The following is a 22448-nucleotide window of genomic DNA, read 5'->3' as shown; positions in this document are numbered from 1 at the left end:
GTAGGAGCGGACTTCAGTCCGCGAAGCCGACGCCCTCGGCCCGACGGTGCCCCCGTGATTCCGATGCCCCCGGTGTCGCGGTCATGCCCGCTCCTACAAAGCCGAGATCCCGCACACGTAGACCACCTCGCAGGCGCCGCCGCCGGTGTCGGTGCGGCTGGTGGAGCTGCGCCAGCGCCAGCCGTCGTCGGCCTGGACCTCGACCAGCCAGCCGTCGATCCGCACGCGCTGCCCGGCCTTGATGCCAGCCAGCGTGCGCGCGACCTCGGTCGATGAGGGGATCATGTGCATGTTCGCGCTGCTGCGTGCGATCTCGGGCGGCGGCAGCGGCGGGTCGTTCTGCCAGCGGTAGCGGTACCAGCGTCCGGACTGGCTGATGTCGAGGCCGTCGATCACGTCATCGCGCGCCATGCCGTCCCAGCCCAGGGCCAGGTCGGTGGGCGACCAGTCGGCTTCACGCCCGCTGGAATAGTCGCGGCGCGAGAGCACGCGTCCGTCGAGGCTGAAGCCTGCCAGCGGCACCAGCTTCGACGCGGCCATCGGGAACGACGCCATGCCGCCGGGGACATCGCTCTGCAGCGGGGCCCCGCTCTGGCGGATCGACGGCGGCAACGGACACCGGCTGCTGCCCGCATGCACCGCGGCGGGCAGGTCGCCGGCGCGGCGCGGCGTGGAAAACCACCAGCCGGCCAGCCCGAGCAGCAGGCAGGCCAGCAGCACGCGGTTGAGGGTCACGCCAGGCGCTGGGCGATATCGCTGCGCAGGGCGTCCAGGTCCTTGGCGAAGGCGGCGATGCCCTCGGCCAGCTTCTCGTCGGCCATCGCGTCGGCAGCCAGGTCGGCGGCGAAGCGGGCCTGGTTGACCGGCGTGATCACCCGTTCCTCGCGCGCCGCCGCGACCAGCCTGCGCTCGACCGTGCCGGTGGAGGCGTCCAGCTGTTCGAGCAAGTCGGGCGAAATCGTCAGGCGGTCGCAGCCGGCCAGGGCCAGCACCTGCTCGACGGAGCGGAACGAGGCGCCCATGACCACGGTCGCCGCGCCGCGCCGCTTGAACTCGGCGTAGACCCCGCGCACGAACACCACGCCCGGATCCTTGTCGATGCTCGCCGGCACCTGGCCGCGGGCCTTGTACCAGTCGAGGATGCGGCCGACGAAGGGCGAGATCAGGAACGCGCCGGCCTCGGCGCAGGCGATGGCCTGGGTCGGGTTGAAGATCAGCGTGAGGTTGCAGTCGATGCCCTCGGCCTGCAGCTGGCGCGCCGCTTCCACGCCTTCCCAGGTGGCGGCGACCTTGATCAGGATCTTTTCCCGGCCGATGCCGCGCTCGGCGTACATGGCGACGAACTTGCGCGCCTTGGCCACGGTCGCGGCGGTGTCATGGGCCAGGTCCGCATCGACCTCGGTGGACACGCGGCCCGGGACCAGGCCGGTCAGCATCGCGCCGACGCCGACGGTCAGCCGGTCGGCGACCTCGTCGATCACGGCCTTGTCGACCGCCGGCTGGGTGCGTGCCCAGGCCAGTTCGCGATCGATGAGCTCGGCATAGACCGGCAGGCCCAGGGCCTTCTTCACCAGGGTCGGGTTGGTGGTGCAGTCGACGGGACGCAGGCGGACGATGGCGTCGTAGTCGCCGGTGTCGGCGACGACCACCGACAGTTCGCGCAGCTGCTGCAGGCGGGAGGGAGCTGAAACGGAGGCGGATGCGGTCATCGGATGCGGAATGGCTTGGGGACAGATGGGACTGTCCATCGTACCTGCGCGCGACACCGCGTGTCGCCGTGACTGAGGTGCGCGCGCATGGTTGTCGATGCAACTTGTTTTCCGTCCGCATGCGTATGCGTCCAGTCGGCGACGATGCCGCGCAGGACGAACGGCGCGTCGCCGATGACAGCGCTGCCGCTCGGTGGGTCGTTGTGGTAGTTTTCCCTGCCTTTTAGGGACCTCACACAAGAGAAATGACCGACCAACAGCGCCGCACCAAGATCCTCGCCACCCTCGGACCGGCCACCGACGCGCCGGGCGTGCTGGAGGCGCTGTTCCGCGCCGGCGTGAATGTCGTCCGCCTCAATTTCTCGCACGGCGATCCGTCGGGCCAGGCCAAGCGTGCCGCCGACGTGCGCGCCGCGGCGGCACGGGTCGGCGTGGAAGTCGGCATCCTCGCCGACCTGCCCGGCCCGAAGATCCGCATCGAGCGCTTCGCCGCCGGCAAGATCACGCTGAAGGCGGGCGACCGCTTCGACCTGGTCGCCTCCGTGGACGCGCCTCCCGGCGACAACACCCAGGTCGGCGTCAGCTACCTGGGGCTGCCGGGCGACGTGGCGGCCGGCGACGTGCTGCTGCTCGACGATGGCCTGATGCAATTGCAGGTCGTGGACGTGCAGGGCGAGCGCATCGTCAACACCGTGCTCAACGACGGCGTGCTGTCGGACCGCAAGGGCCTGAACAAGCAGGGCGGCGGCCTCTCGCTGGGCGCGCTGACCGAACGCGACAAGGAGCTGATCGGCATCGTCGCCAAGATCGGCGTGGACTTCATCGCCGTCTCGTTCTGCCGCAATGCGCAGGACATGAACGATGCCCGCGCGATCGCCCGTTCGCACGGCTGCGACGCGGCGCTGGTGTCCAAGGTCGAGCGCACCGAGGCGATCGAGAACCTGGTCGAGATCGTCGAGGCCTCCGACGTGGTCATGGTCGCCCGCGGCGACCTGGGCGTGGAGATCGGCGACGCCGAGCTGCCGGGCCTGCAGAAGAAGATCATCCGCGAGTCGCTGGCGCAGAACAAAGTGGTGATCACCGCCACGCAGATGCTGCAGTCGATGGTCGAGAGCCCGATCCCGACCCGCGCCGAGGTGCTGGACGTGGCCAACGCGGTCATCGACGGCACCGACGCGGTGATGCTGTCGGCCGAGACCGCCGCCGGCGCCTACCCGGTGCGCGCGGTCGAGGCGATGGCCCGCATCTGCCTGGGCGCCGAACGCCAGTTCCAGACCGAGACCGACTTCGGCAAGGCCCAGCGCAACCTCGAGCGCGCCGACCAGGCCATCGCGATGGGCACCATGTTCCTGTCGCAGCACATCGGCGTGCGCGCGATCGTGGCGATGACCGAATCCGGCGGCACCGCGCGCTACCTGTCGCGCTTCCGCGCCTCGGCGCCGATCTACGCGATCACCCGCCACGACGGCGCGCGCCGCAAGATGGCGATGATGCGCGACGTGTTCCCGATCAACTTCGACAGCCGCGGCCTGACCCCGCGCGAAGCCGCGCGCGGCAGCATCCGCCTGCTGGTCGAGGCCAACCAGCTGAAGGCGGGCGACCGCGTCGTGTTCACCAGTGGCGAGCACATGGAAACCCATGGCGCGACCAACACGCTGCGCCTGCTCGAGGTCAGTGCGGACGGCAGCGCCAGCGGCCTGGGCGAGCTCTGACACAGCACCAGCGTTGAGCCACGCGGCGCCCATCGGGCGCCGCGCTGGTTTGGGGCGTATTCCTTCACGGGAGTGGACGGCAGGCGCCGCGGCTATAATCGCGGCCTTCCAGTAGCCCCCGTGCAGGAACCCCATGAGCATCGAACAGCTTGCCGAAACCGCCCAGGCGATGGTCGCCCCGGGCAAGGGCATCATCGCGATCGACGAGTCCACGACGACGATCGGCAAGCGCTTCGCCGGCGTGGGCATCGAGAACACCGAAGAGAACCGGCGCGCCTACCGCGAGCTGCTGCTGACCGCGCCCAAGCTCTCCGAGCACCTTTCCGGCGCAATCCTGTACGACGAGACCCTGCGCCAGTCGACCAGGGCCGGCGTGCCGTTCGCCAAGTACATGGCCCAGCAGGGCATCCTGCCGGGCATCAAGGTCGACAAGGGCACCACCGCGCTGGCCGGCTTTCCCGGCGAGCTGGTGACCGAGGGCCTGGACGGCCTGCGTGCACGGCTGGAGGAGTACTACCGGCTGGGTGCGCGTTTCGCCAAGTGGCGCGCCGTGATCACCATCGGCGAGGACATCCCGACCGGCACCTGCATCGAGGTCAATGCGCACGCGCTTTCGCGCTACGCCGCGTTGTGCCAGGAGCAGGGCCTGGTGCCGATGGTCGAGCCGGAAGTGCTGATGGACGGCGACCACGACATCGAGACCGCCTACGAAGTCACCGAGGCGGTGCTGCGTTCGCTGTTCGGCGCGCTCTACGAGCAGAACGTGCTGCTGGAAGGCACGATCCTCAAGGCTTCGATGGTCGTGTCCGGCAAGGACTGCCCGGAGCAGGCCGACGTCCAGGAAGTGGCCGAGTCGACCCTGATGTGCCTGAAGAGCACCGTGCCGGCGATCCTGCCGGGCATCGTGTTCCTGTCCGGTGGGCAGAGCGACGAGGACGCCACCGCGCACCTGGACGCGATGAACCGCCTGGGTCCGAACCCGTGGCCGCTGAGCTTCTCCTACGGCCGGGCCATGCAGCAGGCCGCGCTCGGCCTGTGGGCCAAGGACATGACCGGCAACTTCGCCAAGGCCCAGCAGATCGTGGCCGCGCGTGCGCGCGACAACGGCCTGGCGGCGCTCGGGCAGTGGGAAGGGTGACAGCGCCGTACAGGTAACAGGGTTCGAAAAGACGCCGGCCTCGCGCCGGCGTTTTTCTCCGATAGCAACAACAGCCAGAACTACAGCCGAAGCCGGGCATCGGAGCGCGTCGGCTTTCTGCTTTCGCTCGATGGTTTCGTCGACTGCGCGAACACCGGGCTCGCAGCTTGCCGGCGGGCGCGGGAGCTACTCGGTCCGCACGTTCCCCGCCGGCACGAACACCCAGGTCCGGGTGACATGCAGGACGTCGACCTTGTCCGGGGTTTCCGGCAGCGGCGGGAACGGTTCGGCCAGGCCGACCATGCGCAGCACGCCTTCGTCCAGCAGTGGCGTGCCGCTGGAGCGCAGGATCCGCGTGCTCTCGACGGTACCGTCGCGGCGCACCCCCACGCTGACGACGACCTGGCCGCCGAGCCGGCGGCGGCGCGCCTCGTCGGGATAGTTGAGGTTGCCGATCCGCTCGGCGCGGTCGACCCAGGCGCGCAGGTAGGTGGCGTAGGCGTACTCGCGGGTGCTGGCCGAGACGAACTTGCGGGTCGGCCGCTTGGCGTATAGCTCGGAGCGCAGGTAGACCTCCGCCGCCAGTCGCGCCATCTCCGCATCGCGCGCGGCGCGCGCCTCGCTGACTGGCGGCAGCGGCGACTGCAGGGGCTCGCGTGGCTGCGCCTGCGCCACCACATCCTCGCCCCGGCGACTGGCGACCACCCGGGCCTCGGGTGGAGGCGCTTCCACTGCGGCGCTTTGCCGTTGCGGGAGGGGCTCATCACCCGGTTCGGCCAGCGGAATCGCGCCGGCCTGGAGGTCGCGCGGGCGTTGCGCCTTGTCGTGCTCGCCGCCGCCGCGGTTGTTGGCCTGGGCCAGGAAGTCGGCCTGTTCGGGGCTCAACGGGGTCTGGGTCTGGCTGAAGATCACGTCCAGGGTCGGCACCAGCGGCGCCTCGTCCTTGAAGGCGAAGCCCAGGCCCAGGATCAGGATCCCGTGGACCAGCAGCGACAGCACGACGGTGGCGTTGAGGCGCTGGCGGGCGCCAATGGGTGGCGGGGACGGCGGCGCGACTGCGGTGGCGCTCATGCCGCGCCGTCGGCCTCGATCGCGTCGAACAGCATCCCGGCGATGTTCAGCCCGAACTGGGCGTCCAGTTCGCGCACGCAGGTCGGGCTGGTGACGTTGACCTCGGTGAGGAAGTCGCCGATCACGTCCAGGCCGACGAAGCGCATGCCGCGGCGGCGCATTTCCGGTCCGACCTGGGCGGCGATCCAGCGGTCGCGCTCGCTCAGCGGGCGGCCTTCGCCGCGGCCACCGGCGGCCAGGTTGCCGCGGAATTCGTCGCCCTGCGGGATCCGCGCCAGGCAGTAGTCGACCGGTTCGCCGTCGACGAGCAGGATGCGCTTGTCGCCTGCGGAGATCTCCGGCAGGTAGCGCTGCGCCAGGGCCAGCTTCCTGCCGCCCTCGGTCAGCGTCTCCAGGATCACGTTGAGGTTGGGATCGCCGGCCTGGCTGAGGAAGATCGAGCGCCCGCCCATGCCGTCCAGCGGCTTGAGCACCACGCGGCCCTGCTCGGCGGCGAAGGCCTTCAGTTCGGCCGGGTCGCGGCTGATCCGGGTCGGTGGGCAGCACTGCGGGAACAGCATCGTCGCCAGCTTCTCGTTGAAGTCGCGCAGGCCCTGCGGATCGTTGACCACCTGCGCGCCGGCCAGGCGCGCCAGGTCCAGGATGTGGGTGTCGTACAGGTATTCGCCGTCGAAGGGCGGGTCCTTGCGCATCAGCACCAGTTGCCCGGGGCCGAAGGTCAGGTCCGTCCAGTCGCCCAGCTCGAACCAGCCGGCCTTGTCGTCCCGTACCGCCAGCGGCGCGACCCGGGCCCAGGCGCGGGCCTCGCGGATCGACAGGCCGCCGGGGCGGACGTAGTGCAGGCGATGGCCACGCCGTTGCGCCTCCAGCAGCATGGCGAAGGTCGTGTCCTTGGCGATCTTGATCGACCCGATCGGGTCCATCACCACGATGACGTCCAAAGGCGCGGGCATGTAGGGACGACTGGGCAGGAGGCGGGCCGTCGATGTTAGCCGATCCGGCCGCCAGCGCCGGGGCGCGGGGAACGAGATGGCAGCCACGGAATGAGACGGTGTTCGCATCTCCCCGTTCAGCCACGCGGCGCCCCAACAGCGGGCTTGACAGTCCTTGGCCGTACTGGGATATAGACATCTTCGCAGTGGCGCCGCAAGAAGCGCCGCGCGCATGGGGAATTAGGGTAATGACAGACAACACGGCCCCTACCGGGGCATTGGGCGGCTTGCGGGTCATGGTTATCGATGACTCCAAGACCATCCGCCGTACCGCCGAGACCTTGCTCAAGCGCGAAGGGTGCGAGGTGGTCACTGCCAGCGACGGCTTCGAGGCCCTGGCCAAGATCGCCGACCAGCAGCCGCAGATCATCTTCGTCGACATCATGATGCCGCGACTGGACGGCTATCAGACCTGCGCGCTGATCAAGGGCAACCAGAAATTCAAGTCCACGCCCGTGATCATGCTCTCGTCCAAGGACGGCCTGTTCGACAAGGCGCGGGGCCGCATCGTCGGTTCCGAGCAATACCTGACCAAGCCATTCACACGCGAAGAACTGCTGGGCGCCATCCGCACATACGTCAACGCCTGACCGGGGGGCAGGCAACAACATGGCTCGAATTCTGCTGATCGAAGACTCGCCGACTGATCGCGCGGTCTTCACCCAGTGGCTGCAGCGCGGTGGCCACCAGGTCATCCTCGCCACCAATGCCGAGGACGGCATCGACATCGCGCGCAAGCAGCTGCCGGACCTGGTGCTGATGGACGTCGTGCTGCCTGGCATGAGCGGCTTCCAGGCCACGCGCGCGCTGACCCGCGACGCGGCCACGAGCAAGATCCCGGTGCTGATCGTCAGCACCAAGAGCATGGAAACCGACCGTGCCTGGGGCATGCGCCAGGGCGCGGTCGACTACGTGGTCAAGCCGCCGCGCGAGGAAGACCTGCTCGAGCGGATCAACCAGCTGGTGACCACCTGATGCGTACCCCCTTCGACATCCTCGCCGACTACGAGCAGCGCAGCCTGGTGCATGCAGTCCAGTTGCCGGCGCGCGAGCTGGGCCCGGAAACCTGGCGCGGCGTCGGCTACCGGGTTGGCGACCACCGGCTGGTCTCCCAGTTCGGCGAGGTGGTCGAGATCCTGTCGATGCCACCGGTGACCCCGGTGCCGGGTGCGCAGCCCTGGCTGCTGGGCATCGGCAACCTGCGCGGCAACCTGTTCCCGGTGGTCGACCTCAAGCTGTTCCTGGAGGGCGAGCGCACGGTGCTGCACGAAGGCCAGCGTGTGCTGGTGATGCGCCAGCAGGGCGGCGACGTGGCCCTGACCATCGACGAACTCTACGGCCAGCGCAGCTTCGGCGAAGAACAGGCGATCGATCCGGCGCCGCTCGCGCAGGGCCGCTACGCCCACTTCGTCGACCGGGCGTTCCACAGCGACGACGCCGACTGGAGCGTGTTCTCCCTGTCGCGCCTGGCCCGCACCCCCGAATTCCGCCAAGCCGCCGTCTGATCGCGCCGGCCCGCACCAATCCTGAGGTTCACCACGCATGAGCACTGCACCTGACACTCCCAAGACCAGCCGCCTGGGTGGCGTCAGCACCGGCTTCTGGCTTGTCCTGCTTACGCTCTCGGTCATCCTGTTCGCATTGAACACCGGTGCGGCGTGGTGGCAGGGCAACAAGCTTGCCGGTGCCGGTACCGGTGCGGCTGACCTGCAGGTGCTGTCGCAGCAGCTGGCCAACCAGGGCCGCGACGCGGTGTCAGGTAATGCGGAAGCGTTCAAGGCCTTCCGCCAGACCAAGGCGCAGGTCGACACGACCGTGAGCGACCTGCAGGGCCGCTTCGGCCAGGAACCGGGTGTATCCGGTGCGCTGGACCAGATGGTCGCGGTATGGACGCCCCTGGGCACCAGTGCCGAGCAGATCGTGGCCAGTGAACCGGCCGTGCTGGCGCTGGCTGGCAACGCCGAGCGCTTCGCCGGTCGCGTGCCTCAGCTGCAGGCGCAGCTCAACGAAGCGGTGCGCGCGATGACCGCCGGCGGCGCGCCCGCCTCGCAGGTGTTCAGTGCGCTGCAGCAGGTCGTCGTGGCCGGCACCATGGCCCGGCGCGTGACCGAAATCCGCGCCGGTGGTCCGGGTGCGGCCGCGGCCGGCGACGCGCTGGCGCGCGATGCGGTGGTGTTCGGCCAGGCATTCGACAACCTGATCAAGGGCAACGAGGAGCTGGGCATCGCGCCGGTCCGCAACGCTGCCGCGCTGTCGGCGCTGCAGCAGTCGCAGTCGCAGTGGGACGAAATGCGCAAGGACCTGGACGCGATCCTGGGCAGCTCCAAGAACCTGTTCTCCGCGCAGGCCGCCTCGGCCAGCCTCGCCGCCGGCTCGGACAAGATGCTCGAGGCCGCCAAGAAGCTGTTCGACGCGTTCTCCGCGTTCGGCTCGGTGCGCGACACGCGCCTGTTCCCGAATTTCTGGCTCGGCATCGTCTCCGGCGTGGTGGCGCTGATTTCGCTGATCGGTTTCGTCTGGAGCTCGGTGCGCAGCCGCTCCCGGGACCAGGAAGTCCGCTACCAGGCGCAGGTCGAGTTCAACAGCCGCAACCAGCAGGCGATCATGCGGCTGCTGGACGAAATCAGCTCGCTGGGTGAAGGCGACCTGACGGTGAAGGCCTCGGTGACCGAGGACATGACCGGCGCGATCGCAGACGCCATCAACTACGCGGTCGACGAACTGCGCAACCTGGTGACCACGATCACCACCACCTCGGTGCAGGTCGCCGCCTCCTCGCAGGAGACGCAGGCCACCGCGCTGCAGCTGGCCGAGGCCTCCAACCACCAGGCCGAGCAGATCACCGCCGCCTCCACGCGCATCCACGACATGGCCGCCAGCATCGAGCAGGTGTCCCGCAACTCCACCGAATCGGCGGAAGTGGCGCAGCGGTCGGTGGTCATCGCCGCCGAGGGCGCCGGCGTGGTGCGCGAGACGATCCAGGGCATGGACCAGATCCGCGACCAGATCCAGGAGACCTCCAAGCGCATCAAGCGCCTGGGCGAGTCGTCGCAGGAAATCGGTTCGATCGTGGAACTGATCAACGACATTTCCGAGCAGACCAACATCCTGGCGCTCAACGCGGCCGTGCAGGCCGCGGCAGCCGGTGAAACGGGCCGCGGCTTCGCGGTCGTGGCCGACGAAGTGCAGCGACTGGCCGAACGCACCTCCGGCGCGACCCGGCGAATCGAAGGCCTGGTCCAGGCGATTCAGGCCGACACCAACGAGGCGGTCAGCTCGATGGAGCAGACCACCGCCGAAGTGGTGTCCGGCGCGCGCCTGGCCGAGGACGCCGGTACCGCACTGACCGAGATCGAGCGCGTGTCCAACGCGTTGAACGACCTCATCAAGAACATCTCGGTGGCCGCACAGCAGCAGGCGGGCGCGGCGGCCGACATCACCAAGACGATGGGCGTGGTCCAGCAGATTTCCGGGCAGACCTCGCGTGGCGCGGGACAGACGGCCGACTCGATCGGACACCTGGCGCAACTTGCGGCGGACCTGCGCCGCTCGGTGGCCGACTTCAAGTTGCCGGCCTGAGCGCGCGACGGGGGAATGAGTCGATGACGATGGTTAGCAACAAGCGCCCGCCCGTGCCCGGCATCGCCGGCCGGTCCCGTCCCGCCGGAGGCCGCCGATGAGCGCCCTCCGCGATGCGATGAGCCATGCGGTGCTGGGCTGGGTCAAGCCGGAGCTGGACGAGACGCTGCGCCAGGCGCGCAACGAGATCGAGGCCTTCGTCGAGGACCCGGCCGACGGCAGCCGGATGCGCTTCTGCGCCGGTTACCTGCACCAGGTGCAGGGCACCCTGCGCATGGTCGAGCTGTATGCCCCGGCGATGGTCGCCGAGGAGATGGAGCTGCTCGCCCAGGCGCTGCAGCAGGGCGCCGCCAGCGACCGGGACGAGGCTTGCGCCACGCTGATGCGTGGCACGGTGCTGCTGCCCGACTACCTTGAGCGCCTGCAGAACGGTCATCGCGATATTCCGATCGTGCTGCTGCCGCTGCTGAACGACATCCGCGCCGCGCGCGGTGCCGCCGGCCTGAGCGAGAGCGTGCTGTTCGCGCCCGACCTGAGCCGCCCGCTGCCCGATGACGTGCCGGAAGCGTCGCCGCTGCCGTGGACGCAGCGCCAGGGCAAGGTCGCCTCCGCACAGGTCCGCTTCGAGCAGGCGCTGGCCGCCTGGCCTGAGCATGCGGCCCCCGCGGATCCGGCCGGGCTTGCCGCGGCCGCCGCCGACCTGCTGGAGAATGCGCGCCACGACACCACGCGGCGCATGCTCTGGGTATCGTCGTCGGCTGCTGACGCGCTGCGCGATGGCGCGCTCGCACCGACCGATGCGCTGCGCGGTGCCTTCGCCGGCATCGGCCGCGCCGTGCGCCAGGCGCACGAGGACGAATCCACCCCGGCCGTCGCCCAGGGCGTGGCCAGCCAGGAACCGACCCGGCAGCTGCTCTACCTCGTCGCCCAGGCGCGCGCGCCGCACCCGGCGCTGGAAGCCCTGCGCGGTGCCTTCGACCTCGATGCGCACACCCCGAGCGAGGCCGAGCTCGACCACGCCCGTGGAAGCCTCGCCGGCCGCAACCGCGACCTGCTCAACACCGTCGGCGGCGTGGTCAAGGAAGAACTGCTGCGGGTCAAGGACGCCCTCGACCTGCACCTGCGCACGGGTGGCGATGCCGCCGCGCTGCAGCCGCAGGCGGCCGAACTTGCAAACGTAGCCGATACCCTGGGGATGCTGGGGCTGGGCGTCGCGCGCGACGTGGTCCTGCAGCAGCGCGATGCGCTGGAAGCGATCACCCGTGGCGAACAGGCTGCCAGTGAGAGCGCCTTGCTGGATATCGCCGGCGCGCTGCTCTACGTGGACGCTTCGCTGGACGACCAGGTCGCACGCCTGGGCGCGCCGGGCGACGACGCCGGCGAGGATGCCGCCGCCGCGGAAGCACGGCGCACGGTCGAGGTGCTGGCGCACGAGGCCATCGCCAACTTCGCCGCCGCGCGCGAACACTTCGTGGCCTTCATCGAGACCAACTGGGACCACGCCAGGCTCGAGGGCGTGCCGCAGCTGTTGTCGGAAGTATCGGGTGCGTTGCGCATCCTCGACCTGCCGCAGCCGGCCGACTACCTGGAAGGGGTGCGCCGCTACATCGGTACCGAGCTGCTGCAGCGCCGGCGCGTGCCGAGCGGCCGCCAACTCGACACCCTGGCCGATGCGATGGCCAGCCTCGAGTACTACCTGGAGGCCCTGCGCGATCGCCGTCCGAACCGCGACGAGATCCTCGAGATCGCTCGCAGCAGCCTGGAAAGCCTGCATTACTGGCCGCTGCCGGGTGAAGAGGCCGAAGACGAGCCCGCCGCGCAGGTCGCCGTACAGCCGATGCCGGCAGTGACCGCTGTCGCCCTCGGAACGCCTGCCGCCGCCGCGCAATGGGATCCGGTCGCCGCCGAGCAGGAACCGACGGACCAGGCGGATGCCACCGGCGTCCCGGTACTGGAGCCGGAGGCGCTGGAGATCCCGGCGCTGGAAATCGAATTGCCGGTGATCGAGCCGGCCCCGGTCCAGGCGCCCGCGGCCGCCATCGTGGCGACCCAATGGGTCAGCTTCGATCCGGTCGCCGCAGAGAGCGACGAGGTGCCAGCCACCGCCGATGCGGTCGCCACGGAGGCCGAGGTCGCCGCCGGGATCGATGAGGCCGATGCCCTGGTTGCAGTGGAAGCGGTCGCCGGGACGCAGGAAGCGGAAGACGCGCTGCGCAGCACGCGTGCCGGCGAAAACGGCCAGTGGTTCGATCTGAACATGAGGGTCGAGGCAGACACGCGCCCGGCCCAGGTATTCGAAAGCAGGATCAGCCGCATCGAGCTCGACGACGAGTCGACGTCGCTGATCGCCGAGATTTCCGCTGCGGCGGCAGGCATGGAGGGCACGCACTCCGTTCACGCGGCGGCGGTGCCGGCCGTGGTCGCGGCCGCCGCCGTACCCGTCTCGATCGGCGGGTTCGACGAGAACCACGACATCGATGCCGACATCCGGGAAGTCTTCCTCGAAGAGTTCGACGAGGAGCGCGCCAACCTGGCCCGGATGGTGCCGCACTGGCAGCAGGCGCCGGAGGACATGGAGCGGGTCCGCCCCATCCGTCGCGTGTTCCACACGTTGAAGGGCAGCGGTCGCCTCGTCGGCGCGCGTGCGCTGGGTGAGTTCAGCTGGAAGGTCGAGGGCATGCTCAATCGCGTGCTCGACGGCACGCGTGCGCCAAGTCCGGCGGTGCTGGCGATGGTTTCGCAGGTCTGCGAAGTGTTGCCGCAGTTCGACGCTGCGTTGCGCGGGCAGGGAGGCGTCAGTGCCGACCTGTATGCGATCGAAGCGGTCGCCGATCGTATTGCGGCGGGCGAGGATGCGTTCTACACCCCGGCTGCCCGTGCGGTGGCCCCGGTCGCGGCCGTGGAGCCCGCCGTGGTCGAGCCCGTCGCGGACAGCGCGGTCGTGGACGAGCCGACGGTGGACATCGAGGGTACGCCGGCATCGGTGGACAGCGTGCTGCGCGAGATCCTCGAAGCCGAGGTCGCCCAGCACCTGGAAACCGTGGACGGTTGGCTCGCAGCGGCGCGACGGGCGCCGGAGCCGGCGACCGAAGCGCTGCTTCGCGCCATCCACACCATGAATGGCGCGTTTGCGATGACCGACGTGCCGGAGATCACTGCGGTCACCGACCCGGCCGAGACGCTCGTCAAGCGCTCGCTCGCCGCGTCGGAAGTGCCGGGTGCGGAGGCGGTGGAAGCGCTGGCGGAGATGGCCGAAGCGATCCGCACATGCGTCCGCGCCTTGCAGGCGCAGTCCCCGCGGATCCCTCCTTTCACCGCGCTGGCCGGACGCCTGCGTGCGCTGGCCGAGGCCCTGCCCGAAGCGCGCTGGCCGCAGGCTCCGGAGGGCGAGGTCGAGAAGCTGGTGCGCGACGGCGTGGAGCTGACGGCCGTCGAAGACCTGGCGCCTTACCTGGATACCGCGCCGGCCGACACGGCCGAGGCCGGACATGGGCGCGACATCGAAACCGCTGCAGCAGGCCTGGTTGCCACTGGCGCCTTCCTCGCTGCGGATGCCGGTGCCCAGCCTAACGCCGATACAGCGCCTTCCGCGCCGATGAGCGAGGAAGCCGAGGCCGTTGCAACCGAAGCCATCGAAGCCGAAGCCATCGAGGCCGAAGCCATCGAGGCCGAAGCCATCGAGGCCGAAGCCATCGAGGCCGAAGCCATCGAAGCCGAGGCCGTCGAAGCCGAAGCCATCGAGGCCGGAGCCATCGAGGCCGGAGCCATCGAGGCCGAAGCCATCGAGGCCGAAGCCATCGAGGCCGAAGCCATCGAGGCCGAAGCCATCGAGGCCGAAGCCATCGAAGCCGAAGCCATCGAGGCCGAAGCCATCGAGGCCGAAGCCATCGAGGCCGAAGCCATCGAGGCCGAAGCCATCGAGGCCGAAGCCATCGAGGCCGAGACCGTCGAAGCCGAAGCCGTCGAGGCCGAAGCCGTCGAGGCCGAAGCCGTCGAGGCCGAAGCCGTCGAGGCCGAAGCCGTCGAGGCCGAAGCCGTCGAGGCCGAAGCCGTCGGGGCCGAAGCCGTCGAGGCCGAAGCCGTCGAGGCCGAAGCCGTCGAGGCCGAAGCCGTCGAGGCCGAAGCCGTCACGCAAGCCAGCGTTGTGGACAACATCCCGTCGATTGCGCGTGGAGCGGCCGTGTTGCCGGCCCTGGGAGCGCTCCTGCCGGAGGCCGGTTCCGAGGAGGTGGTGGTGCCCGATGGTCCGATGCTCGACTTCACCGAACTGGATCGCGACCTGGTCGACATCTTCGTCGAGGAAGGCATCGATCTGCTCGACCATATCGACGGCCTGATCCAGGAGTTGCGCGAGGACGCCACGGCGCGCGAACCGATCATCGGCCTGCAGCGCGACCTGCATACGCTCAAGGGCGGCGCGCGCATGGCCGGCATCGCCCCGATCGGCGACCTGGGCCATGTGATCGAGTCCCTGCTCGAAGCGGTGGCAGAGCAGCGCACCGAACTGCAGCGCAGCGACATCCACCTGCTCGAGCGGGGTTTCGATACCCTGCATCGCCTGTTGCAGCACACCCGCGCGCATCGCGTCACCGAGATGCCGCAGGCGCTGATCGACGAGTTCGAGGCCCGCATCCGTGGCGAGGCGCCGACCGCGGCCGGCGAATCGGCCGAGGCCAGCTATGTCGCCGCGCTGGCGACGCCGCCGTCCGAGCCGGTGCGGCAGGAGACGCCTTCCCTCCATGCCGTCGTGCCGGCGCCGGAACCCTCGCTCGCACAGGTCCAGGTGCCCCTGTCGGCACCGGTCGAGGACGAGGCCCAGGCCGCAGCGACCGAGGAGGGCGTACCGCGCGCTCCACAGGAACAGGTGCGCGTACGCGCCGACCTGCTCGACAACCTGGTCAACCACGCCGGCGAAGTGGCGATCTACCGCTCGCGGCTGGAACAGCAGCTGGGCGCGTTCCGCAGCGCCATGTCCGAGCTGGACCGTACCAACGCGCGTCTTCGCGACCAGCTTCGCCGTCTGGACCTGGAGACCGAAGCGCAGATCGTCGCGCGCTACCAGCGCGAACAGGACAGCACGGACGCGACCTTCGATCCGCTGGAGCTCGACCGCTTCTCCACGCTGCAGCAGCTCAGCCGCGGCCTGGCCGAGTCGGCTGCCGACTTGACCGGCCTGCAGGGCGTGCTCGACGACCTGGCGCGCCAGTACGACGTCCTGCTGCAGCAGCAGTCGCGCGTGAGCTCGGAGCTGCAGGACGGGCTGATGAGCGCGCGCATGGTGCCGTTCGACAGCATCGTCCCGCGCCTGCGCCGCGTGGTTCGCCAGGCCGCGCACGACACCCGCAAGCAGGTGCAGCTGCGCCTGGACGGCACCCACGGCGAACTGGACCGCAATGTCCTCGACCGCATGGTCGCGCCGCTGGAGCACATGTTGCGCAATTCGGTGGCCCATGGCCTGGAATCGCCGAAGGACCGCCGCAACACGGACAAGGACGAGGAAGGCACGATCACCATCGCGCTGCGCCGCGAAGGCTCGGAAATCGTGCTCCAGGTGGCCGACGATGGCCGTGGCCTGGATCGCGCCGCGATCCGGCGCCGCGCCGAACAGCGCGGCCTGCTCAAGCCCGACGCCGAGCTGAGCGACGCCGAGCTGGATTCGGTGATCTTCGAGTCCGGCTTCAGCACCTCCGAGAAGGTCAGCCAGCTGGCCGGCCGCGGCGTGGGCATGGACGTGGTCCGCAACGAAGTGCGCCAGCTTGGCGGCACGGTCGAGATCGACTCGGTCGCCGGCAAGGGCGTGACGTTCACCCTGCGCCTGCCGCAGACCCTGGCGGTCACCCAGGCCGTGTTCGTGCAGATCGGCGAGACGACGTACGCGGTGCCGGTGGCTTCGGTCAGCGGCATCGGCCGGATCTCGCGCGAGCGTTTCGAGGCCGGTGGCGGCATCTATCGCTACGCAGGCGAGGAATACGCGCTGCATGATCTCGGCCTGCTGGTCGGGCAGGGTGCAGCGAAGGCCGAGGGCCAGACGCAGGTCCCATTGCTGCTGGTCCGCGCCGGCGACCTGCGCGCGGCGGTGGCGATCGACCAGGTGGTCGGCAACCGCGAAATCGTGGTCAAGCCGGTCGGCCTGCAGATCTCCTCGGTGCCCGGCATCTACGGCGCCACCATCACCGGCGATGGCCGCGTGGTGGTGATCCTGGACGTCGCGCCGCTGGTCCGTCGCCACCTTGCACAGCCCGAGCGTACGGTCGCGGTCGAGCCGCCGCAGGCGCGCCACGTGCCGCTGGTGATGGTGGTCGACGACTCGCTGACCATGCGCAAGGTCACCGGGCGCGTGCTCGAACGCCACAACTTCGAGGTGGTGGTGGCCCGCGACGGCATCGAGGCGCTGGAGCGCCTCGAGGAGCGCGTGCCCGACCTGATGCTGCTGGATATCGAGATGCCACGCATGGACGGCTACGAACTGGCAACGGCGATGCGCGCGGACGGACGCTTCCGCGGCGTGCCGATCGTGATGATCACTTCGCGTACCGGCGAGAAGCATCGCCAGCGCGCGTTCGAGATCGGCGTCCAGCGTTACCTGGGCAAGCCGTACCAGGAGCTCGACCTGATGCGCAATGTCTACGACCTGCTGGGGATCGCACGTGCACGCGGCTGACGGACGCAAGCCAGTGGCGCTGCTGGCCCGCGCCGGCGCGGCGCGCGATCGCCTGCGCGAGGCGCTCGACGCGGCGGGCGCCCTGGTGGTGCTGGAAGAAGACCCGGCGGCGATCGATGCCGCCACGCTGGCCGCGGCCGCGCCGCAGGCCGCGCTGGTCGCTCTGGAGCCGGCGGTCGAGGACGCGCTGGTCGCGCTCGAGCCCGCGCTCGAGGCACCGGGCCTGCTGGTGATTTTCGACGAGGCCGACCTGGCCGCGCGTCGAGACGGCTGGGAGGCGCAGCGCTGGATCCGCCATCTGGCGGCCAAGCTGCACGGGCATGCCGACGTGCTTCCGCCCGGTTGCGAACAGGACATGCTGATCGACCTGCAGCCTGGCCATCCGGCCACGCCGCAGCAACTGCATGCCGAAGCGCCCTTCGAAACGCACCTGGTCGAAGCCGTCGCGCTAGCCGCCGAACTGCCGCAGGATCGACCGGGCGAACCGTTGCCGGAGCTTGCGACATCCACGTCTACGGGGCACGACTGGGAATTGACCCATGGGGCCCATGCGGCGGCGGGACGCACGGCGCCGGAATCGAAGCCACTGCCCGACTTTTCCCGCCTCGAACTCGTTGCGATCGCGGAAGAAAGCGCGGATGCCGTGGTCAGGGGCGCGGTGCTGGTGATCGCTGGCATAGGTGGCCCGGATGCGGTCCGCAAGCTGATGACAGCATTGCCGTCCGGGTTCTCCCGCCCACTGCTGGTCCAGCTCAAGCTCGACGGCGGGCGCTACGACAACCTGGTCAAGCAGCTGGCGCGTGTCTCCGCGCTGCCGGTCGCCATGGCGATGCCGGGCGATGCGATCGCCGCGGGCACGGTCTACGTGCTGCCCGAGCGCGTCGGCGTCGAGGCGAAGGAAGACGGCATGGTCTTCATCGACGGCGGTGGTGAACCGGTGGCTGCCCTGCCGCCGGCGGAGAGCGCGGTCATCGTGCTCAGCGGCGCGGAGCCGTCGCGGATCGACGCGGTGTTGGCCCTGGCCACCCGTGGCGGCCACGTCGCCGGCCAGGCGCTGGAAGGCTGCTACGACGCGACCGCGGTGAAATTGATGGCGGCGGGTGGTGCCGAACTGGGCACGCCGGCGCAGCTTGCCGAACAGCTGGGCGCTCGCTGGCCCTGAGCCGGCGGCGACCGTTCGAGGACGAAGGACAGATGGCCTACAACAGCGACGAAATCCGCGGAGTCATGATCCAGGTGGGCGAAGAGCGGCTCCTGCTGCCCAACGCCACGGTGGCCGAAGTACTCGCGCGCGTGGCGATCGAGCCGGTGGACGGCGCGCCGGAATGGCTGCCGGGCCAGATCGTGTGGCACGGGTGGAACGTCCCGCTGGTGGCGTTTTCGCGCCTGGCGGGGCTGGGTCCGGAACCGGCGATGCGCAACAACCGCGTGATCGTGCTCAAGGGCCTGGGCAAGGACGAAACCCTGCCGTACTTCGCCCTGCTCACCGCATCGTTTCCGCAGCTGGTGTCGGTACCGCGCGACAGCCTGCTGGCGGACGCTTCCGAAGAAGACCTGCCGCGCGGCGTGCAGATGCGCGTGCTGCTCGGTGACCAGAGCGCGTTGCTGCCTGACCTGGAAGACGTGGAGCGCATGATCGGCGAGGCCTTGGCCGCGGTCTGATTCGTGCCGGTGCGGGGCGATCGCGCCGTCAACCGGCCATGTCGCCCCGCTGGCAGGAGCATCCAATGCCGCGAATCCATTTCGGACCCGCCAACCCTTACCTCACGACCGGGATGGTCCTTCTGGGGATCGGGTTGTTCTGCGCGGGCTGGACGTACCTGGCCTGGCCGGTTTCGGGGAAGGCGGCCTTCCTGCTGGCCTGGGGCACCAGGGCCGGTTTCCTCGGTGGGATCGTGCTCCATGGCATCGGACGGATCGTCCAGTTCGCGCGATCACGCGCGACCCGCTGAAGGACGCCTGCCGGTCGGATCGCCGCGAGGGTCCTTCGCGGCCACTCTCGCACGCCTCGCCCGAGCCCTCCGCTTCCGCTACAGGTCGCCGAATCGCGCCTGAAGCGCGGCGATGGCGGCCAATCCCGCGGTCTCGGTGCGCAACACCCTCGGCCCCAGTCGCAGGCCGGTGAACCCGGATGCCTGGAGGATGTCGCGATCGCGCGGCGACCAGCCGCCTTCCGGACCGATCGCGATCCATGCCGTCGCGCTGGCAGGTGCCTCGAGGTCCTCCATGCGATCGCGTGCATGCGGATCCAGGATCAGGCGCAGGCCGTCGCCTTCAAGGGCACGCGCTGCCACGTCCAGTGCGGCGGGTGCCGCCAGTGCCGGGATGCGCGCGCGTCCGGACTGCTCGCAGGCCGACACCACCACGCTGCGCCAGTGGGCCACGCGCTTGCCGGCGCGCTCGGCGTCGAGGCGCACCTCGGTGCGGTCGCCCGATACCGGCACGATGGCGATTACGCCCAGTTCGGTCGCCTTCTGCAGGATCAGGTCCATCTTCTCGCCGCGGGCAATGCCCTGGAGCAGTCCGATCCGCAATGGCGATTCATTGTCCACCTGCGTGGATGACAGCACTTGCGCCTTCACTTCACGCTTGCCGACGGCCACCAGCCGCGCCGAGTAATCGCACCCATCGCCATTGAAGAGCACGCAGGCATCGCCCTCGCGCAGGCGCAGCACCCGCGACAGGTGGCCGGCGGCGTGCTCGGGCAGGACGAACTCGCGCTCCGGCTGCAGTGGCAGGTCGACGTGACAGCGGGTCAGGCGCATGCGGTGGCCTCCTCGATGGCGGCGTGGGTGACCTCGGCCAGCAGCTGCAGCTGGGCTTCGTCGACGCAATAGGGCGGCATCCAGTAGAGGATGTCGCCGAGCGGGCGCAGCAGCACGCCCCGTTCCAGCGCGGCGCGGTAAGCATGCAGGCCCACGCGCGCTGCAGGCGGGAATGGCGTGTCGCGATGGCCCTCCCGGGCCAGTTCGAACGCCACGACCATGCCGGCCTGGCGCACGTCGGCCACGTGCCGGTGCGAGGCCAGGGAGGCGGCCAGCTGCGACATCCGCGCGGCCGTGCCCCGGTTGCGCGCCAGCACGTCGTCGCCTTCGAAGATATCGAGCGAAGCCAGCGCGGCGGCGCAGGCCAGCGGATTGCCGGTATAGCTGTGCGAATGCAGGAACGCGCGCTCGCGCGAATCGTCCAGGAAGCCGTCGTAGATCGTCTGCGTGGCCAGCACCGCGGCCAGCGGCAGGAAGCCGCCGGTCAGTCCCTTGGACAGGCACAGCAGGTCCGGTGCGATGCCCGCCTGTTCGCAGGCGAACATCGTGCCGGTGCGACCGAATCCGGTGGCGATCTCGTCAGCGATCAGGAACGCGCCGTTGGCGTCGCACAGTTCGCGCACGCGGCGCAGGTAGACCGGGTCGTGCATGCGCATGCCGCCGGCGCACTGCAGTCGCGGCTCCAGGATCACCGCGCAGACTTCGCCGGGATGGCGGTCGAACAACCCGGCCAGTGCATCCGCCGCCCGCATCGCGCATTGCTCCGCGCCCTCCCCGGGCGCTGCCAGGTACGCGTCGGGCGAGGGGGCGAAGAGTGCTTCGGCCAGCAGGGGCGCATAGATGCGCCGGTACAGCGGGATGTCGCCCACGGCCAGGGCACCCAGGGTCTCGCCGTGGTAGCCGTTTTCCAGTGCAACGAATTTGGTGCGACCCGGCTCACCGCGGTTGCGGAACCAGTGGAACGCCATCTTCAGCGCGACCTCGACGCCGGCCGAGCCGTTGTCGGCGTAGAACACCTTGGCCAGCGGCGCGCGCCCCGGCTGCCGGGGCGCGATGGCGAGCAGGCGCTCGGCCAGCTTCACCGCCGGCGCATGGGAAAAGCCGGCGAGGATCACCTGTTCGAGGCTGCGGGCCTGCCGCGCGATGGCTTCGGCGATGCGTGGCTCGGCGTGGCCATGCAGGTTGGTCCACCAGCTGCTGATGCCGTCGAGGTAGCGGCGCCCGTCGCGACCGACCAGCCAGGCGCCGTCGCCGCGCTCGATCGGGACCAGGGGCAGGATGTCCGGATGCTCGCGCATCTGCGTGCAGGGGTGCCACAGCACGGCAAGATCGCGATCGCGCCATTGCGCGGCGGACTGTGCCAGTGCCGGGTCTGCTAGCATTCGGGGTTCATGAGTACGTCCGCGCATCCCGCCATGATATCGGCCGCACCCCGGTCGCGCCGCGGGGAACCGCAGTGAGCCGTCGGCTGCCGCTCATCCACGGCACGGTCGCCCAGGATGCCGGCCCGTATCGCCTGGAACAGCTGGACCTGGAATTCGCCAATGGCGAACGCCGCCGTTTCGAACGCATGGTCAGCCGTGGCCATGGCGCGGTGGTGGTCGTGCCGATGCTGGACGACGAGACGGTACTGCTGGTGCGCGAGTACGCGGCCGGCGTGCACCGCTACGAGCTGGGCCTGGTCAAGGGCCGGATCGATGCGGGCGAGTCGCCGGAACAGGCGGCTGACCGCGAGCTCAAGGAAGAAGCCGGCTATGGCGCGCGCCGCATCGACGTGCTGCGTGGCATGACCTTGGCGCCCACCTACATGAGCCACGTTTCATGGCTGGTGCTGGCGCGCGACCTGTATCCCGAGAGGCTGCCCGGTGACGAGCCGGAGGAGCTCGAAGTCATTCCCTGGAAGATCCAGGAACTGGAAAAACTGATGCTGCAGGAAGATTTCTCCGAGGGCCGCTCGCTGGCCGCGCTTTTCATCGCCCGGGCCTGGCTGGCCTCGCAATGATCCGGATCACCGCCGACCTGCGGGAAACGGTCATCGCCATCGCGCGCCAGGCCGGTGCCGCGATCATGGAGGTCTACGCCGCCGGCTTCGAGGTGACGCACAAGGACGACGCCAGTCCGTTGACCGCCGCCGACCTGGCCGCGCACCGGATCATCGTCGAGGGACTCGAGCGGCTTACCCCGGACCTGCCTGTGCTCTCCGAAGAGTCGGCGGACGTGCCCTGGGAAACGCGCCGGAGCTGGTCCACCTACTGGCTGGTGGATCCGCTCGACGGCACCCGCGAGTTCGTCAAGCGCAACGGCGAGTTCACCGTCAACATCGCGCTGATCCACCAGGGTGCGCCGGCGATGGGCGTGGTCCAGGCCCCGGTCGGCGGCCAGGTCTGGCATGCCGTCCGTGGCGAGCAGGCGTATCGCCGCGACGGCCACCGGGACACGGTGCTGCGCGCGCGCGCGCCGGCTACGCCGCCGTTGCGGGTGGCTGCGAGCCGTTCGCACCGCGATGCGCACACCCAGGCTGTGCTCGATAGGATGGGCGCGATCGAGGAAGTGGCGCTGGGTTCGTCGCTGAAGTTCTGCCGGATCGCCGAAGGCGAACTGGATGTCTACCCGCGCTTCGGCCCGACCTCGGAGTGGGATACCGCGGCGGCGCAGTGCGTGCTGCATGCGGCTGGTGGCGCCCTGCTGTCGGCCGACACCGGCAAGCCGTTCCGCTACAACCGGCGCGAATCCCTGCTCAATGGTGATTTCGTCGCGCTGGGCGATCCGGACCTGCCGTGGCGGGACTGGCTGTAGGCTACGGATCGCCTTGCCGGGTGGG

The 22448-nt window shown here is 69.8% G+C and carries 18 protein-coding genes and 1 pseudogene; 13 read left to right on the top strand and 6 right to left on the bottom strand.

Annotated elements, in window-relative coordinates:
* Positions 1 to 93: 93 nt before the first annotated feature.
* Positions 94 to 735: a hypothetical protein gene (locus CSC65_RS01930; protein ID WP_162408298.1), complete on the bottom strand. Its 642-nt coding sequence runs from the start codon at positions 733 to 735 to the stop codon at positions 94 to 96.
* Positions 732 to 1709 carry a transaldolase gene (locus CSC65_RS01925; protein WP_162408297.1) on the bottom strand — a complete coding sequence of 326 codons (978 nt, stop codon included), beginning with the start codon at positions 1707 to 1709 and terminating at the stop codon, positions 732 to 734. The genes CSC65_RS01930 and CSC65_RS01925 overlap by 4 nt, the downstream gene beginning before the upstream one ends.
* A gap of 245 nt (positions 1710 to 1954) precedes the next feature.
* On the opposite strand from CSC65_RS01925, the gene pyk reads away from it, so the two are divergent.
* Together pyk and CSC65_RS01915 are read left to right on the top strand one after the other, a co-directional pair.
* Positions 1955 to 3421 carry a pyruvate kinase gene (gene pyk, locus CSC65_RS01920; RefSeq protein WP_162408296.1) on the top strand — a complete coding sequence of 489 codons (1467 nt, stop codon included), beginning with the start codon at positions 1955 to 1957 and terminating at the stop codon, positions 3419 to 3421.
* Positions 3422 to 3554: 133 nt separating this feature from the next.
* Positions 3555 to 4559: a class I fructose-bisphosphate aldolase gene (locus CSC65_RS01915; RefSeq protein ID WP_162408295.1), complete on the top strand. Its 1005-nt coding sequence runs from the start codon at positions 3555 to 3557 to the stop codon at positions 4557 to 4559.
* Between the two features lie 186 nt (positions 4560 to 4745).
* Here the strand turns inward: CSC65_RS01915 and CSC65_RS01910 are convergent, their stop codons facing one another.
* Together CSC65_RS01910 and gshB are read right to left on the bottom strand one after the other, a co-directional pair.
* Positions 4746 to 5630 (bottom strand): TonB family protein, encoded by an 885-nt coding sequence (locus CSC65_RS01910; RefSeq protein WP_162408294.1) that lies wholly within the window; start codon positions 5628 to 5630, stop codon positions 4746 to 4748.
* Positions 5627 to 6583: a glutathione synthase gene (gshB, locus tag CSC65_RS01905; protein ID WP_162408293.1), complete on the bottom strand. Its 957-nt coding sequence runs from the start codon at positions 6581 to 6583 to the stop codon at positions 5627 to 5629. Before gshB ends, CSC65_RS01910 begins: the two co-directional genes overlap by 4 nt.
* A 227-nt stretch (positions 6584 to 6810) precedes the next feature.
* Between gshB and pilG the strand changes: the two genes are divergently transcribed.
* The 9 genes and pseudogenes from pilG (at position 6811) to CSC65_RS01865 (ending at position 18814) form a co-directional block, all read left to right on the top strand.
* Positions 6811 to 7212 carry a twitching motility response regulator PilG gene (pilG, locus tag CSC65_RS01900; RefSeq protein ID WP_162408292.1) on the top strand — a complete coding sequence of 134 codons (402 nt, stop codon included), beginning with the start codon at positions 6811 to 6813 and terminating at the stop codon, positions 7210 to 7212.
* 19 nt (positions 7213 to 7231) lie between these two features.
* A complete protein-coding gene (locus tag CSC65_RS01895; protein ID WP_052632651.1) occupies positions 7232 to 7597 on the top strand; it encodes a response regulator in 366 nt (121 codons plus the stop codon).
* Positions 7597 to 8127, top strand: a complete 531-nt coding sequence (locus CSC65_RS01890) for a chemotaxis protein CheW (protein ID WP_162408291.1) — start codon at positions 7597 to 7599, stop codon at positions 8125 to 8127. Before CSC65_RS01895 ends, CSC65_RS01890 begins: the two co-directional genes overlap by 1 nt.
* 37 nt (positions 8128 to 8164) lie before the next feature.
* Entirely contained in the window at positions 8165 to 10201 is a 2037-nt protein-coding gene (locus CSC65_RS01885) for a methyl-accepting chemotaxis protein (protein ID WP_162408290.1), read from the top strand.
* A 97-nt stretch (positions 10202 to 10298) separates the two neighbouring features.
* Positions 10299 to 10733: pseudogene (locus CSC65_RS16330) on the top strand (Hpt domain-containing protein); the annotation flags it as partial.
* Entirely contained in the window at positions 10716 to 16862 is a 6147-nt protein-coding gene (locus CSC65_RS01880; protein WP_484573189.1) for a hybrid sensor histidine kinase/response regulator, read from the top strand. The pseudogene CSC65_RS16330 and the gene CSC65_RS01880, both read left to right, overlap by 18 nt.
* The gene (locus tag CSC65_RS01875) at positions 16822 to 18024 is read left to right on the top strand and encodes a chemotaxis protein CheB (protein WP_162408288.1); all 1203 of its coding nucleotides are present in this window, start codon (positions 16822 to 16824) and stop codon (positions 18022 to 18024) included. The genes CSC65_RS01880 and CSC65_RS01875 overlap by 41 nt, the downstream gene beginning before the upstream one ends.
* 32 nt (positions 18025 to 18056) lie before the next feature.
* Complete coding sequence (locus tag CSC65_RS01870; RefSeq protein ID WP_162408287.1) at positions 18057 to 18524, top strand: chemotaxis protein CheW; 468 nt, start codon at positions 18057 to 18059, stop codon at positions 18522 to 18524.
* 65 nt (positions 18525 to 18589) lie between these two features.
* Positions 18590 to 18814 (top strand): hypothetical protein, encoded by a 225-nt coding sequence (locus CSC65_RS01865; RefSeq protein WP_162408286.1) that lies wholly within the window; start codon positions 18590 to 18592, stop codon positions 18812 to 18814.
* A gap of 78 nt (positions 18815 to 18892) precedes the next feature.
* Here CSC65_RS01865 and CSC65_RS01860 read toward each other — a convergent pair whose 3' ends face one another.
* Entirely contained in the window at positions 18893 to 19627 is a 735-nt protein-coding gene (locus CSC65_RS01860; protein ID WP_162408285.1) for a 16S rRNA (uracil(1498)-N(3))-methyltransferase, read from the bottom strand.
* Positions 19618 to 21036: an adenosylmethionine--8-amino-7-oxononanoate transaminase gene (gene bioA, locus CSC65_RS01855; protein ID WP_162408284.1), complete on the bottom strand. Its 1419-nt coding sequence runs from the start codon at positions 21034 to 21036 to the stop codon at positions 19618 to 19620. The genes CSC65_RS01860 and bioA overlap by 10 nt, the downstream gene beginning before the upstream one ends.
* Positions 21037 to 21083: 47 nt before the next feature.
* On the opposite strand from bioA, the gene nudE reads away from it, so the two are divergent.
* The gene (gene nudE, locus CSC65_RS01850) at positions 21084 to 21629 is read left to right on the top strand and encodes an ADP compounds hydrolase NudE (protein ID WP_162408283.1); all 546 of its coding nucleotides are present in this window, start codon (positions 21084 to 21086) and stop codon (positions 21627 to 21629) included.
* The gene (cysQ, locus tag CSC65_RS01845) at positions 21626 to 22423 is read left to right on the top strand and encodes a 3'(2'),5'-bisphosphate nucleotidase CysQ (protein WP_162408282.1); all 798 of its coding nucleotides are present in this window, start codon (positions 21626 to 21628) and stop codon (positions 22421 to 22423) included. The genes nudE and cysQ overlap by 4 nt, the downstream gene beginning before the upstream one ends.
* The last annotated feature ends 25 nt before the right edge of the window (positions 22424 to 22448 follow it).

Origin of the sequence: Pseudoxanthomonas daejeonensis, from assembly GCF_010093205.1 — a bacterium.
In the GTDB taxonomy this organism is placed as follows: Bacteria; Pseudomonadota; Gammaproteobacteria; order Xanthomonadales; family Xanthomonadaceae; genus Pseudoxanthomonas; species Pseudoxanthomonas daejeonensis.
This window is presented reverse-complemented; position numbering and strand designations above follow the sequence as displayed.